Raw genomic sequence first — 14,899 nt, 5'->3', positions numbered from 1 at the left:
CCAGCGGGCCGCAGCCGCGGCGAAGGTGAGCGCATGACTTCCACCGGAACCACCGCGCCGCCACCACCGGGCGTGGCCCGTCTGTTGCGCCCGTACGCAGGCGGCTTCGCCGTCGTCGTCATCCTTCAGGCCATCGGCGCCGTCGCCGGCCTGGCGCCGCTGCTCGCGGTCGTCGAGCTCGGCCGTACGCTGCTGGCGCCGGGGCCGGCCGACGACGGGCACGTGCGCGACGTCGTGATCACGGGCGCGGCAGGGCTGCTCGTACGGCTGCTGTTCACGGCCGCCTCGTCCGGCGCCGGGCACCTCCTCGACACCCGGGTGCAGCTGTCGCTGCGCCGGCGACTCGCCGCGCGGCTCGGGCGGGTGCCGATCGGCCGGCTGGCACGGCGGCGCAGCGGGGAGCTGGCGAAGCTCGTGGGCGAGGACGTCAGCGCCGTGCACCCGCTCATCGCCCACACGCCGGGCGAGCTGGTCTCCGCCTTCGTGGTGCCGCTGGTCTCGCTCGGCTATCTCCTCACCGTGGACTGGCGGCTGACGCTGATCACGCTGATCCCCGTGCTGCTGGCGGTCGCGCTGGTGCCGCTGATGATGACGCCCGCGCGGCTGCGCGAGCAGCAGGAGTTCGACGCCGCGATGGGGCGGATCTCGGCGTCGGTGGTCGAGTTCGTGCAGGGCATCGCGGTGGTGAAGGCGTTCGGCGGGTCGGAGCGGGCGCACGGCACGTTCCGTACCGCGGTGGGTGACTTCACCCGGAGCTTCTACCGGATGGTGCGGGGTCTGGCCGGGGTCGCCGCCGGGATGCAGGTGGCGCTGTCGCCGCCGTTCGTGCTGCTGGCGGTGCTGGTCGGCGGCGCGTACCGGATCACCGGGGGCGGGCTCGCCCCGGCGGACCTGCTGCCCTTCCTGCTCCTCGGCCTCGGGCTGACCGCGCCCGTGGCCGCGCTCGGGCACGGCTTCGACGACCTGCAGGCCGCGCGGCGCGCCGTCGGCCGCATCCGGGACGTACTCGCCGAGCCGCCGCTGCCCGAGCCCGTACGGCCGGTGGCGCCCGAGGGACACCGGGTGGAGCTGCGGGACGTCCGCTTCGGGTACGAGGGCGCCGCGGCCGGGCGCGAGGTGCTGCGCGGTGTCGACCTGGTGCTGGAGCCGGGGACGATCACGGCCGTGGTGGGGCCGTCCGGCAGCGGCAAGTCCACGCTGGTGCAGCTGCTGCCGCGGTTCTACGACCCGACGCACGGCTCCGTGCTCCTCGGCGGCGTCGACCTGCGTGAGGTGGGCAGCCAGGAGCTGTACCGGCGGGTGTCCTTCGTCTTCCAGGACGTCCGGCTGCTGCGCGCCTCGGTCGCGGACAACATCGCCCTCGCCGTCCCGCACGCCGACCGCGACGCCGTGGTCCGCGCCGCCCGCCGGGCGAGCATCCACGACCGCATCCTCGAACTGCCCCGCGGCTACGACTCGGTGATCGGCGAGGACGCCCGCCTCTCCGGCGGCGAGGCGCAGCGCGTCTCGATCGCCCGCGCCCTGCTCGCGGACGCCCCCGTCCTGGTCCTCGACGAGGCCACCGCCTTCGCCGACCCGCAGACCGAGCGGGCGGTGCGCGAGACGCTGGCGCAGGACCGGGAGAAGCGGACGACGCTGGTCATCGCCCACCGCATGGAGACGATCGCCGACGCCGACACCGTCGTGATGCTGCGCGACGGCGAGATCGTGGAGCGGGGCACGACCGCGGAACTCACGGCTCGGAACGGCGCGTTCGCCGAATTCTGGAAGATCCACGCCGGTGCCGCCGCCGGTGCCGCCGCCGGTCCCGTGGAAGGGGAGAAGGCCTGATGATCAGCACACTGCTGCGTGTGCTCGGCCACGAGTACGCCGGGCCGGTGCGCCGCACCGTCGCCCTGATGACGGCGACCGCCCTCGCCGAGGGACTGTCGTACGCCCTGCTGGTGCCCGTGCTGCGCGCGCTCTTCGGCGGCACACCGGAGGGCGCCCGGCCCTGGCTGGCCGCCTTCGGCGCGGCGGTCGCGGTCTGTGCGGTGCTGCGGTACGTCAGCGACCGCTCCGGCTTCCGCGTGGGCACGACGCTGCTGCACGGCATGTACGAGCGCCTCGGCGAACACCTCGCCCGGCTGCCCATCGGCTGGTACCGACAACCCGGCCGCACCGGCGAGGTGTCCGTTCTCGCAAGCCAGGGCGTGCTGCGGGCGATGGCTGTGATCGCGCACCTGCTGGCGCCCTTCATCTCCGCATGTGTGACGCCCCTGACGATCGTCGCCGTGATGCTGGCCTTCAACTGGCAGCTGGGGCTGGCCGGCCTGGCCGCTGTGCCGTTGGTGGCGGCGGTCCAGCTGCGTACGGCCCGCGCGACGACGGTGACCGACGCGGAGCGCGTGGAACGCGAGCACGCGGCCACCGGCCGCGTCATCGAGTACCTCCAGGCCCAGCCGGTGCTGCGGGCCGGCGGCCGCACCGGCGAACGATTCGGTCTGCTGGACGACTCCCTGAAGGAACTGCGCCGCGCCTCGCACCGCTCCACCATCGCGGCGCTGCCGGGTGTGCTGGGTCTCGCGGTCACCGTGCAGGCGGCGTTCACCGCGCTGCTCTCACTCGGCGCGTACCTCGCCCTCGGCGGGGACATCGGCGCGGCCGACGTGCTCGCGGTCCTGGTGCTCGCCGCCCGCTGCGCCGACCCGCTGCTGTCCCTCGCCGAGATGAGTGGCGGCATCCGCGCCGCCCGGGCCGAACTCACCCGCCTCGACGACGTCCTGAACACCAAGCCGCTGCCGGAGCCTCGCGCGCCGCGCGAACCGGCCGGTCACGACATCGCGTTCGACGCGGTCACCTTCCGGCACCGCGATCGCGCGGTCGCCGACGGGGTGACGCTGTCCGTACCCGAGGGCGGGCGGCTCGCCGTCGTCGGGCCGTCGGGCGCGGGCAAGACGACGCTGCTGCGGCTGCTCGCCCGCTTCCACGACGTCGAGGCGGGCGCGGTGCGGATCGGCGGCGTGGACGTACGGGAGATGGACACCGCGGCGCTGCTGGCGCGGATCGCCATCGTCTTCCAGGACGTCTACCTCTTCGACGGCACGATCGAGGAGAACGTGCGCCTCGGCCGCCCGGACGCCACCGACGCCGAGCTACGGGCCGCGGCCGCCGCGGCCCGGCTCGACGAGGTGATCGAGCGGTTGCCCGGCGGCTGGTCGGCGGGCGTGGGCGAGGGCGGGGCGCTGCTGTCGGGCGGCGAGCGGCAGCGCGTCTCCATCGCCCGCGCGCTGCTGAAGGACGCGCCGATCGTGCTGCTCGACGAGGTCACTTCGGCCCTGGACCCGGTCAACGAGGCGGCCGTGCACGCCGGCATCGCGGAGCTGATGGCGGGCCGGACCGTGGTGCTGGTGGCGCACCGCATGAGGACCGTGCGCCAGGCCGACCGCGTCGCCTTCCTGGACGCCGGGCGGGTGGTCGAACAGGGCAGCCACGAGGAACTGCTGCGGCGCGCCGGCCGCTACGCCGCGTACTGGGACCTGTCCCTGGCCGGGACGGCGCGGGACTGAGACGAGGGGCCCCTCGTGGAGATATCGGTGGGCAAGCCGCCTACGGCATGGGCGCGGGTTGCTCCCCCGAGCCTCGGACGATCAGGCGGGTGGGAACGGTGATGGTGCGCGCCCGGGAGCGGTCGCCGCCGAGGCGGGTCAGGGCGGTGGACGCGGCGCTGCGGCCGAGTTCCTCGGGGTCCTGGGCGACGACCGTCAGGGCAGGTTCCAGTGCTTCGGCGAGTGATACGTCGTCGAAGGCCACGACGGCCACGTCCTTGCGTTTGCCGCGGGCGAGTTCGGCGACGATGCCGAGCGCCATGATGTTGTTCCCGGCGAACAGGGCCGTGGGGGGAGCGGCCAGGTCGAGCAGTTGGGAGGTCGCGGCCTCGGCGCCCCGCTGGTCGTGCGCACTGGCGACCAGCGAGCGGTCGTAAGGGATGCCGGCTTCCCGCAGGGCCGCGCGGTACCCGGCGAGGCGTTCGCGGCGGGTGTAGAGCTTGGTGGGCAGGTCGCCGACGAACCCGATGCGTCGGTGCCCGTGGGCGATCAGGTGGGCGACGCCCTCCTGGGCTCCCGCGCGGTTGGAGCTGACGATGCTGTCCGTGGACAGGCCGACCCCCGGCCGGTCGAGGAAGACGACGGGCAGCCCCGCCGTACGGTGCGACTTGAGGTCGGAGTGGTCGGCGCCGACGGACGGCACGACGATCAGGATGCTGACGCGCCGGGCGAGGAACTGGGCCGTCAGGGCGCGTTCGCGCTCCGGATCGTCCGCGGACGAGCCCATGAGCAGCGTCAGTCCACGGTCCCGGACGGTCTCCTCGATACCGCGGGCCACGGCTCCGAAGAAGGGGTTGGCCAGGTCGGGGACGACCAGCCCTACGGTCGTGTCCGGGCCGCCGACGCGGATGTTGCGGGCCATGAGGTTCGGCTGGAAGCCCAACTCGGCCACCGCGGCGAGTACCTGTTCCCGCGTCCGCGCCGAGACGGGCCCGTCCTCGTTGAGGACCCGGGAGACCGTCTTGGCGCTGACTCCTACTTCTCGGGCGACATCGGCCAAGGTGGGGCGGCGGCTCGCTGCCATGGAGGAAACCGTCTCCTGGATGCTCTCGGGTCCCGGCCGCGGCCTCGGCCGGAACATGCGGGAGCGGGTTGCGCTGTCAGGTGGCCTGTACTCCGGCGGCCTTCGCGGCCTCGGAATCCGCTACGACAGTATCTCCGGACTCGTCGACGGTGAGCGCGCCGGTCATGATGGCGACGACCTCGGCCATGGAGTAGTCGGAGGGCTTGATCACGGCGGCGCGCCGGCCCAGCCGGTGGACGTGGATCCGGTCGGCGATCTCGAAGACATGCGGCATGTTGTGGCTGATCAGCACGACCGGCATGCCCTGGTCGCGGACGCGGCGGATGAGGTCGAGGACCTGGCCGGACTCCTTGACGCCGAGGGCGGCGGTGGGTTCGTCCATGACGACGACGCTGCGGGCCCAGGCGACGGCGCGGGCGACCGCGACGGCCTGCCGCTGCCCGCCGGAGAGCGTCTCGACCGACTGGGTCAGCGAGCGAAGGCCGATCTTCAGGTCGGCCATGTGCTCGGCGGCCTCCTGACGCATGCGCTTCTTGTCGAGCATGCGGAAGGCACTGCCCAGGATGCCCGGGCGACGCAGCTCGCGGCCGAGGAACATGTTCGAGGCGATGTCCATGGACGCCGCCACGGCGAGGTCCTGGTAGACCGTCTCGATGCCGTGGGCGCGTGCGCTCTGCGGGCCGGAGAACTGGATCGGCTTCCCGCCCAGGCGTATCTCGCCCTCGTCCGGCACCACCGCGCCGGTGAGGGCCTTGATGAGGCTGGTCTTGCCTGCGCCGTTGTCGCCGATGACGGCGAGCACCTCGCCGGGCAGCAGGTCGAAGTCGGCGCCGTCGATGGCGGTGACATGGCCGTAGCGCTTGACCAGACCGCGAGCCTGCAGAACGGGGGTCTCGGTGGTGGTGGTCATCGGGCCTTCCTCCGGGAGATCTGGTCGACGGTCACCGCGAGGATCACCAGGACACCGGTGATCAGGGTCTGGTAGATCGAGGCGACGCCCATCAGCTGGAGCCCGTTACGGAAGACGCCGACGATGAGGACGCCGATGAACGTGCCCAGGACCGACCCGCGTCCGCCGAAGAGGCTGGTGCCGCCGAGCACCACGGCGGTGATGCTGTCGAGGTTGTCGGTCTGCCCGGCCTGCGGGTCACCGACTCCGGTGCGGGAGATCAGCAGCAGGGCGGCGATGCCGTACAGCACACCTGCCGTGGTGTAGACGCCGATGGTCAGCCGGGAGGTGCGGATGCCGTTCAGCCGCGCCGCTTCCGGGCTGTTGCCCAGGGCGTAGACGTGCCGGCCCCAGCTCGTGCTGCTCAGCGCGTAGGCGAGGAGGAGGAACAGGGCGATGGTGACCAGCGAGCCGTAGGTGATGTCGGTCCTGCCGAGCGGGAAGGTCTGCCCGAGGGCCGTCAGCGGCCCGGGCAGGTTGCTGACCGTCTGCTCCTCGGAGTAGATGTGCGTCAGCGCGAACGCCACGTTGAGCATGCCGAGGGTGACGATGAACGGCGGCAGCGGGATCTTCTTCACCAGGGCCCCGTTGAGCATGCCGAAGCCGCCGCAGACGACCAGGCCAAGCGCGATCGCGGCGAGGGGTGGCAGGGAGCCCTCGGCGGCCATCTTGGCGATCACGATGCTGCCGAACGCCATCACCGCTCCGCAGGACAGGTCGATGCCCGCGGTGAGGATGATCAGCGTCTGGCCGATGGCCAGCGTGCCGACGACCATGACCTGCTGCACGATCAGCGAGAAGTTCCCGCCGGTGAGGAACTGGTCGGTCGAGACGGAGAAGAAGACACAGGCCAGCAGGAGCGCGACCAGCGGACCCGTGGTCGGTTGCGTGAGCAGTCTGCGGACCGTGGTCGGCGCTTTCAGCTCCGCGTACGGCGTGGACGTAGAGGGTGGCGTGGACGTGGCAGTCATGCGAGGTCCTTGTCGGAAGACAGAAGTCCTTGTCCGTCCCGGTCGGGCGGCAGGTGGACGAGGGGGCGGCCGTCCCGCGGCGGGGAGAGGAGGCCGGCCGCCCCACTGACGAACGGCATTGGCCGCAGGGGCAGTTGGCGGCGGCTCAGCCCCAGCAGTTCTCCAGGCCGTAGGCGGTGTCCTTGGAAGCGACCCCGTCCTGCGCCTTGTCGGTGATCAGGGTGACGCCGGTGTCGCTGTAACCCGACGCCTTCTTGCCGTCCTTCGCGTACGTCACGACGGCCTTGACGCCCTCGGCGGCCATCTTCAGCGGGTACTGCTGCGAGGTCGCGGCGATCTTGCCGTCCTTGACGGCCCGGGTGCCGGTGCAGCCGCCGTCGACGGAGACGATCAGCACGTCCTTCTCCCGGCCCTTGGCCTTCAGGGCGGTGTACGCGCCCAGCGCGGCGGGCTCGTTGATGGTGTAGACGACGTTGATGCCGGGTTCCTTCTGGAGGCAGTTCTCCATCGCTGTCTGGCCCTTGGACTGGTCGCCGCCGGTGTCCTGAGCACAGGCGACGTCCTTGTCGGTGGCGCCGAAGCCCTTGAGGAAACCGTTGTGCCGCTGAACGCCGACGGACACGCCCGGCGCGAGGTCGAGGGCGGCTATCTTCGCGGCCTTGCCCTTCATGGCGGCCTTGGCGTACTCGCCGATCAGCTCGCCGGCCTTGAGGTTGTCGGTGGCGAAGAGGGCGTCGACCGCGCTCTCCGGCTCGGTCGGGGTGTCCAGGGCGATGACCAGGACTCCCTTGGCCTTGGCCTTCTCGATCGCGGGCACGATCGCCTTGGAGTCGCTCGGGGTGATCAGGATTCCCTTCACTCCGGACGCGACCATGTTCTCGATGGCGGTGACCTGCCCGGCGTTGTCGCCGTCGAACTTGCCGGCCGCCGTCATCAGCTTGACGCCTTCCGCCTTAGCGGTCTTCTCCGCGCCCTCCTTCATCTTGACGAAGAACGGGTTGGTGTCGGTCTTGGTGATGAGGCCGACCTTGACCTCGCCCGAGCCGGTGCTCGTGCTGCCCGATCCCGATCCGGATCCACAGGCGGTCAGGGCGAGCGCTGCGACACCCGTGCAGGCAGCGGCTCTGAGCAGGGAGGAGGGCAGACGAGAGGTGCGTGACATGAACGACTCCTGCGGGATGTCGGGCGGGTGGCCGGCAGCGGGGCCTGCCGTCCCGCGATGTCAACGTTGACTGATGTCATCGTTGACACTGCTTGGCGAGGATGATGGACTCCGTTCCCCGGCAACGTCAATGCCCTTCACTCGTCACAAATCGGCAACGCCCCTCGGCGGCCACCCGCCCCGAAGCCGCTCGCCGGCATGCCCGGGTCATGCCCGATTCCGCTCCGGTTCCGCCCCTTTTCCGCTCCGCGCGTTCCAAGAGAAGAGCAGCCCATGAGCTCGCGCCAGATCACCGTCCTCGGCGAATGTGTCGCCGACGCGTTCACCGAACCCGCAGCTGCCCGGAACGAACTCGCCCTGCGTGTCCTGCCGGGCGGCGGGCCGGCCAACACGGCGGTGGCCCTGGCCCGGCTCGGCACCCCGGCCCGCTTCCTCGCCCGGCTGTCCGGCGACGTGTTCGGCCGTCTCTTCCGGACCCACCTCGCGGCATCCGGCGTGGACCTCTCGTACGCCGTCGAGGCCGCCGAGCCGAGCACGCTCGCCGTCGCCGAGCTGGACGCCCGGGGCCAGGCCACGTTCTCCTTCCACGCACAGGCCACCGCCGACTGGCAGTGGACGAGTGCGGAACTGGCCGGGGTCGACCTGGCCGACACCGCCTGTGTGCACACCGGGTCGCTTGCCCTGGTCAGGGACCCCGGGGCGGCGGTGGTGGAGGACTTCCTGGCAGCGGCCGCCCCTCGGGCCACCATCAGCATCGACCCCAACGTCCGCCCGCTCCTGGTGCCCCCGAGGTCTACCGCGCCCGGCTGGCGCACTGGTGCGGCCTCGCGGACGTGTTGCGGCTGAGCGAGGACGACCTGGACCTCCTCCTGCCCGGAACGCCGCCCGAGCAGGCCTGCGACACCTGGCACGCGGCGGGGGCGCGGCTCGTCGTGATCACGCGCGGCGCCGACGGCGCCCTGGCCTCACTCGACGGAGAGCGGGTGCGGGTGCCGGCGGTGGCGACACCGGTCGTCGACACGGTCGGCGCGGGGGACTCCTTCACCGCCGGACTGCTGCACCACCTCGGCGCGCACGGATTCCTCGGCGGCAGACTGACGGACCTGAGCCTCGGCGATGTCGAGGCAGCCTGCCTGTTCGCCGTGGAAGTCGCTGCCCTGACCTGCTCGGTTGCCGGGCCCAACCCGCCCTGGCAGGACCAGTTGGTGCCGCTCACGAGGGACGCCGCCGCCGTCCGGCACCTCGACTCCACCCGCTGAATCCCACGGACAAGGACGGAAGACCATGACGAAAACGCTGCTCGCCGAATTCACCGCCCGAGAGGGGATGGAGGACGAGGTCACCCGCCTGATCCGGGCGTACGCCCTGAAGGTACGCGAAGAGGAAGGCAACTTGGCCTTCGACGTCTACACCAAAGCGGCCGCCCCCCGCGCCTACTGGATCTTCGAGGTCTACCGGGACGAAGACGCCTTCCAGGCACATCTGAACGCCTCGTACGGCGCCCCGTTCAACGCCGCCCTCGTCCCGCTGATAGAGGAGGACGCGTCGGTACTCACGTTCCTCGAGGGCATCGACCGCACATGAATCCATGACGCCGACATCCGGATCGGCGGTGGCCGGGTGCCGAGATCGGCGGTGGCCGGGCGTCGGGATCGGCGGTGGCCGGGTGCCGGAATCGGCGGTGGCCGGGTGCCGGAATCGGCGGTGGCCGGGTGCCGGAATTGGCGGTGGCCGGGCGCCGCGGTCCACACCTGCTCCAGGGCGGTGCTTGCAGCCGGACAGATAACATCAAGGCTCCGGCATGGCTCCCAGCAAAAAGGCGACGATCATGGATCCGGCCGAGGTGACTCCGCTTCCCGCGCGCATCAGCCTGCGCGAGTTGCTGATGGCTCTGGGCGATTCGCTGGTCGAGGTGCAGGCCGCTCCCGCCGGACTGGACGTCGAGATCCGCGGCGTGGCCCTGCTCGACCCCGAGGAGCCGCCGGCCACTCAGCCGGGCGAGCTGGTTCTCGTCATCGGTGCCCGTGGCCGAGCCGCCTATCCCGCGCTGCGGGCCGCCGGGCGCGACGGAGCCGCCGGCGTCGTGGTCAAACTGGATGGTCCCGGCCAGGCCGCCGCTCTCAGCGAGGCCGCCACCGAGGCCGGGGTCGCCCTGTTCTCGTTGCGCGGCGAAGCACGCTGGGAACAGGTGAACGCGCTGGCCCGCGCCGCCCTCGATGACGCGCCGCCGGGCCACCGCGGCGAAGCCGAGGAGAGCGACCTGTTCTCGCTCGCCCAGACCACCGCCATCCTCACCAGCGGCATCGTCAGCATCGAGGACACCGCCAACCGGGTGCTGGCGTACTCCCGCTCCACCGACTCCGACGAGATCGACGACCTGCGGCGGCGGTCCATCCTCGGCTGGCAGGGACCGGAGGCGTATCTGGCGAAGCTGCGCGAGTGGGGGTGTTCCAGCACCTGCACTCCAGCGACGAGGTGATCAGCATCGACAGTCACCCCGAGCTGGGGATCCGCCGTCGGCTCGCGGTGGCCATCCGGTCCGGGGACCGGCAGTTGGGGACCATCTGGGTGCAGGAGGGCTCGACACCGCTGTCCGAACGCTCGGGCCAGGCACTGCTGGGTGCCGCCCGGGTCGCCGCGCTCCATCTGGTGCGCCGCCGCCGGGAGCTCTCCGAGAACCTGACGTTCACCCGAACCCTGCTGGCCGGACTTCTGGAGGGGAACACCGGGCCACAGCCGCTGGCCACCCACCTGGGATTCGACGCGACCCGCCCGGCCGCCGTCCTGGGCTTCTCATACGGAACCGCGGAGGTCGTCGCCGCACCGGAGCTGACCCATGCCGAAGTCACCAACCTGGTCTCCGTGCACATAGCCGCCCGGCATCGCAGCGCGCTGGTCACACAGGTCGATCCCCGCATCTACGTGCTCCTGCCCCAGTTGCCGCGCAGCATCGACATCGACACGCTGCGCGGCTGGGGCCAGGAGATCACCGACGCCGCACGCCGGCACCTGGGCCTGCCGCTGCGTGGCTCGGTCGGTTGCGTGGTGTCCACGCTCGGCGACGTCACGGAGTCGCGCCGGGAGGCCGACCGCATCCTCGACGCCATGCTGGGGGCCGACGTACACACCGCGGTCGCCGCCTTGCCGGACATCCAGTCGGAAGTACTGGTCAGCGAAGTGCTGACGCTGCTCTCCGGCCATCCCGAGATACGGGATCCACGGCTGACCGCCCTTGTCGCCCACGACAGCCGGCACCAAGGCCGCCTGGCGCAGACCCTTCTGACCTACCTGAATTCCTTCGGCGACGTACGGGCCGCCGCCGCCCAGCTGCATGTGCACCCCAACACGCTGCGCTACCGCCTTCGCCGGGCCGAGGACCTGACCGGTCTCGACCTGAGCCGTCCTGACCAGCGTCTGCTCGCCATGCTCCAGCTGCGGCTGCCGCCCGGCACCTGATCCCGCTCCCCCTCCGCATTGGCGGGCCGTACAGCCATCGGCGGCGAATTCGTCGTACTGGACAAGCCCGCTGCCCCATGACTCCTCATACGCTGGCGCAAATCTCCTCCCGCAAGTGAAACGGGCCGCCTCTCATGAGGAGGCGGAGCACAGCGCGGACGTGCGGTGACGACCCCATCACCTGTACGGCATCCGGATACCGCGCCCCGCGCCCTGAACGCTTTCGGAACTTCAAGGCCATGGCCCTCCCTCTGCCATACCGGCCTGCCCGTCCCCGCCGCCGAGGCGAGCGCCCCAGCAACCACGGCGGCCCCTCCCCCCCACGGCTTCCCAACCACTCAACGGATGGATGTCGACATGACCACACGTCCCCCAGGTGCTCCGGCCCCTGACACCGCCCCACCTGCCGACGGTCAGCCCCCGGAGCAGGCAGGTCTGAAGGCCGGTCTCAAGAACCGCCATCTGTCCATGATCGCCATCGGTGGTGTGATCGGTGCCGGCCTGTTCGTGGGCTCCGCCTCCGGAATCGCCGCCGCAGGGCCCGGCATCCTGCTGTCGTACGCGCTGGTCGCGGCCCTGGTCGTGTTCGTGATGCGGATGCTCGGCGAGATGGCCGCGGCCTACCCGACCTCCGGCTCCTTCTCCGCTTACGCGGACCGGGCGCTGGGCCGCTGGGCCGGGTTCTCGATCGGCTGGCTGTACTGGTTCTTCTGGGTCGTCGTGCTCGCCGTGGAGGCCACGGCGGGTGCCGTGATCCTGGAAGGGTGGGTGCCGGCCGTACCGCAGTGGGCCTGGGCGCTGTTCGTGATGGTGGTCCTCACCGCCACCAACCTGATCTCGGTCGGTTCCTTCGGCGAGTTCGAGTTCTGGTTCGCCGGCATCAAGGTCGTCGCCATCGGAGGCTTCATCGTCCTCGGCGGACTGGCGATCTTCGGCGTGCTGCCCGGCTCCGACCACGCCGCGACGGGCTTCGGCAACCTCACCGAACACGGCGGCTTCCTGCCGAACGGCTCCGGAGCGATCCTCACCGGCATCCTGCTCGTCGTCTTCTCCTTCATGGGGAGCGAGATCGTCACCCTCGCCGCCGCCGAGTCCCCGGACGCGCGGCGGCAGGTCGCAAAGGCCACCCGGAGCGTGATCTGGCGGGTCGGCGTCTTCTACATCGGCTCGATCCTCGTCGTGGTCTCCCTGCTGCCGTGGAACGACCCCGCCGTCGAGAAGAAGGGGTCGTACGTCGCGGCCCTGGACACGATCGGCATCCCGCACGCCGGCGAGATCATGAACTTCATCGTGCTGACCGCCGTGCTGTCCTGTCTCAACTCCGGCCTCTACACCGCCTCCCGCATGGCCTTCTCCCTCGGGCAGCGTGGCGACGCCCCGCGGTCCTTCGTACGGACGAACGCGCGAGGTGTCCCGCAGCCCGCGATCCTGGCCTCCGTGGCCTTCGGCTTCGTGGCGGTCGCCTTCAACTACCTGTGGCCGGACACGGTGTTCCAGTTCCTGCTGAACTCCTCCGGCGCGGTCGCGCTCTTCGTGTGGCTGGTCATCTGCTTCTCGCAGCTGCGGATGCGGGGCATCATCCTGCGCGAGAACCCGGAGAAGCTCGTCGTCCGGATGTGGCTGTTCCCGTATCTGACGTGGGTGACGATCGCGATGATCTCGTTCGTGCTCGTCTACATGCTCACCGACGACAAGGAGGGCGGCGGACGGAGCCAGGTCCTGCTCTCCCTGCTCGTGGCCGCTCTGGTGATCGCGATCTCGCTGGTCCGTGAGCGAAGGCGCCCGGCAAGCGCCAAGGACGCGGTCGCGCCCCGGTAGCAGCGGCCGCGGACGCCGCGCTCGGCTTTGGCCGAGGTGACGTGGGGTGCCCTCTGTTTGCCGGGAGGGGGCACCCTGCGTGCTTGTTTGCCCGGGGGAGCCGGCGAGTGACCGGAGTGAGACGCCGGCGCTGTCTCGTCAGAGTTTCTCGACTCGCACGGAGTGCCCGGCGAGGAGTTGATTCATGTCGTCGGTGTCGGAGGTGAAGACGGTCGCCTGAGCCCCTGCGCGGCTTCCCGCCCGGCCACGGCTGCCAGGATGGCGGCGATGGCGTACTTGTGCCCAGTCCGAGTGTGGTCGCTGCTCGTCGTGCCAGCCGTCGATGGCGGCGACGCGGTCCAGCGCCGCTTGCTGCTCCTCGTCCGTTACTGCGCCGTGCTCAACTTCGATACGTTCGGCCAACTCGCGCAGTCGGCCCATGGCGTCCTGATGAGCGGCGGCGACGACATAGCCGGACACCCCGCGCGCGTCGACGCGCTCCTTGATCGATTCCACCAGCTCTTCCGGCACAGCGATGGTGACCTTCCGGGTTGCCGTACTTCAGGTATGCCACGGGCCGCGTCGTGTGCCCGCTCTTCTCGGAACATCCGCTTCCGCAGCAGGAGGGCGTGAGATGCGGGCGTTCGCCCATGTCGGGTCAGGCGGTGATGCCGAAGGTCCCGAGACCAGGTGAAGCTGCCTTGACGGAGGACGGACTCCATCACGGGCGTGGCCACTGTCAACTCGCACTTTCCCGCACCTGACCCTCAGCGTTCTCGAAGCTCAGCAGTCTTCCGCGGATCGTCCGCGAGAATGCGGGCCGCGAGCTGACGTGCCTGCTCCTCCACGGACTGATCGTGGGTGATGAACAATTCGTACGCGTAGGAGCACGCACGCTCTCCCGGTGCCTGGACGTACAGGAACTCGACATCGACTCCCTCGGGGCTGGTGAACTCCTCGGTGACGTCGGGCTCCTTGCGTCGTGGCCAGACACCCGTGAGAACGCAGCCCCACTGCTCGAACCAGCCGCTGCCCGTAAGGGTCTGCTCAAGCAGCCGGGCAACGGTGTCTACCGGCTCTTCCCAGCTGCAGTCCGCTGCGGCCCGTGCGAGTTCGGCTTCGTACTGGGCAGCATCGAAGCGGATGTCCGCGGGCACGGCAGTGATGTTGCTGGTGTTTTCCCAGGCGTTCCAGATCACCCGGTCGTCCTCGCGGCGCATGGTGACGTACAGGGCGCCGCAGCAGCCGACGGTGCAGGTCGGCTCAGTGACAATGACTCTGCGTGGCTCCTCGGTGACCGCCAGAGGCCAACTCTCGGCCGGGCCTCTCCAGTGTCGGCAACTGAGTGCCACTCCTTCCGGGTGGACCCCCTTCAGAAGGTCTACGCCGTCGATCAGGGGGCGCACTTCGGCCCAAGGATCCGCCGCCCAGTCGTCCGGGATTCTGTGCTGCAAAGTCAAAATGCTGATCGCCAGCTGATCGGTCATACCCACATGATCGGCTGACGCCACGAAGCCGCATACTCATTTCCTGAGCGTGATCAGCCTCGGCTGGTCGTGCCGGGGCAGCCACCGCTCGTGTTCGAGAAGCTCGCCGAACTCACCACATGAGACTCGCACTGAGTGACACCGACACCGTAGACACAGCCAAGCTGAGAGCGATGACAGCGAACGCTCCGGATGTATCGGTCATTTGAGGATGGTCTGGAGTCGGTTCGATGACGTCAGCCCAGACCAGATCGCCCCACGGGTTTCCCTCTACGCCGAGGCGTTCCGCTGAACGGCCGTGAACCGGGTTGCACAAGACGGAAACTGAGACGGATGGGCACGCGGCGCTCGGGCGCCCGACTGGCCAGATCGCTGGTCTGGCAGCTTCGGCCGTACGAGCATGCTGCCCATGCGCCGCACTGATGACGTGGCCGACCAGGGTCTTCAGCCCGGCAGCGTTGACCTC

The 14,899-nt window shown here is 70.5% G+C and carries 12 protein-coding genes and 1 pseudogene; 7 read left to right on the top strand and 6 right to left on the bottom strand.

What is annotated here, in order from left to right; all coding sequences use genetic code 11:
• Positions 1–33: 33 nt before the first annotated feature.
• Both ACQEV8_RS18685 and ACQEV8_RS18680 read left to right on the top strand, forming a co-directional pair.
• Positions 34–1,830, top strand: a complete 1,797-nt coding sequence (locus ACQEV8_RS18685) for an ABC transporter ATP-binding protein (protein WP_432961645.1) — start codon at positions 34–36, stop codon at positions 1,828–1,830.
• A complete protein-coding gene (locus tag ACQEV8_RS18680; protein WP_432961643.1) occupies positions 1,830–3,548 on the top strand; it encodes an ABC transporter ATP-binding protein in 1,719 nt (572 codons plus the stop codon). The genes ACQEV8_RS18685 and ACQEV8_RS18680 overlap by 1 nt, the downstream gene beginning before the upstream one ends.
• Positions 3,549–3,588: 40 nt before the next feature.
• On the opposite strand, the gene ACQEV8_RS18675 is transcribed toward ACQEV8_RS18680, so the two are convergent.
• The 4 genes from ACQEV8_RS18675 to ACQEV8_RS18660 form a co-directional block, all read right to left on the bottom strand.
• Complete coding sequence (locus ACQEV8_RS18675; protein ID WP_432961641.1) at positions 3,589–4,611, bottom strand: LacI family DNA-binding transcriptional regulator; 1,023 nt, start codon at positions 4,609–4,611, stop codon at positions 3,589–3,591.
• Positions 4,612–4,687: 76 nt separating this feature from the next.
• Positions 4,688–5,521, bottom strand: a complete 834-nt coding sequence (locus ACQEV8_RS18670; RefSeq protein ID WP_432961639.1) for an ATP-binding cassette domain-containing protein — start codon at positions 5,519–5,521, stop codon at positions 4,688–4,690.
• Positions 5,518–6,531: an ABC transporter permease gene (locus ACQEV8_RS18665; protein WP_432961637.1), complete on the bottom strand. Its 1,014-nt coding sequence runs from the start codon at positions 6,529–6,531 to the stop codon at positions 5,518–5,520. The genes ACQEV8_RS18670 and ACQEV8_RS18665 overlap by 4 nt, the downstream gene beginning before the upstream one ends.
• 145 nt (positions 6,532–6,676) lie before the next feature.
• Positions 6,677–7,693, bottom strand: coding sequence for a sugar ABC transporter substrate-binding protein (locus ACQEV8_RS18660; protein WP_432961635.1), 1,017 nt, complete (start codon positions 7,691–7,693; stop codon positions 6,677–6,679).
• A 273-nt stretch (positions 7,694–7,966) separates the two neighbouring features.
• On the opposite strand from ACQEV8_RS18660, the pseudogene ACQEV8_RS18655 reads away from it, so the two are divergent.
• The 5 genes and pseudogenes from ACQEV8_RS18655 to ACQEV8_RS18635 all read left to right on the top strand — a co-directional run bounded on the left by ACQEV8_RS18655 (position 7,967) and on the right by ACQEV8_RS18635 (position 12,967).
• Positions 7,967–8,952 (top strand): annotated as a pseudogene (locus ACQEV8_RS18655) (carbohydrate kinase family protein).
• 25 nt (positions 8,953–8,977) lie between these two features.
• Positions 8,978–9,277 (top strand): putative quinol monooxygenase, encoded by a 300-nt coding sequence (locus tag ACQEV8_RS18650; RefSeq protein WP_432961633.1) that lies wholly within the window; start codon positions 8,978–8,980, stop codon positions 9,275–9,277.
• 217 nt (positions 9,278–9,494) lie between these two features.
• Complete coding sequence (locus tag ACQEV8_RS18645) at positions 9,495–10,172, top strand: hypothetical protein (protein WP_432961631.1); 678 nt, start codon at positions 9,495–9,497, stop codon at positions 10,170–10,172.
• Positions 10,133–11,149 carry a PucR family transcriptional regulator gene (locus ACQEV8_RS18640; RefSeq protein WP_432961629.1) on the top strand — a complete coding sequence of 339 codons (1,017 nt, stop codon included), beginning with the start codon at positions 10,133–10,135 and terminating at the stop codon, positions 11,147–11,149. The genes ACQEV8_RS18645 and ACQEV8_RS18640 overlap by 40 nt, the downstream gene beginning before the upstream one ends.
• A gap of 357 nt (positions 11,150–11,506) precedes the next feature.
• Entirely contained in the window at positions 11,507–12,967 is a 1,461-nt protein-coding gene (locus ACQEV8_RS18635; RefSeq protein WP_432961627.1) for an amino acid permease, read from the top strand.
• A 138-nt stretch (positions 12,968–13,105) separates the two neighbouring features.
• On the opposite strand, the gene ACQEV8_RS18630 is transcribed toward ACQEV8_RS18635, so the two are convergent.
• Positions 13,106–13,477 (bottom strand): hypothetical protein, encoded by a 372-nt coding sequence (locus ACQEV8_RS18630; protein ID WP_432961625.1) that lies wholly within the window; start codon positions 13,475–13,477, stop codon positions 13,106–13,108.
• Positions 13,478–13,713: 236 nt separating this feature from the next.
• Entirely contained in the window at positions 13,714–14,433 is a 720-nt protein-coding gene (locus ACQEV8_RS18625; protein WP_432961623.1) for a hypothetical protein, read from the bottom strand.
• Positions 14,434–14,899 lie beyond the last annotated feature (466 nt).

The organism is Streptomyces sp. CA-179760 (assembly GCF_050937045.1).
GTDB lineage: Bacteria > Actinomycetota > Actinomycetes > Streptomycetales > Streptomycetaceae > Streptomyces.
Note: the sequence above shows the minus strand (reverse complement) of the source record. Positions and strands in the feature narration are given on the sequence as shown.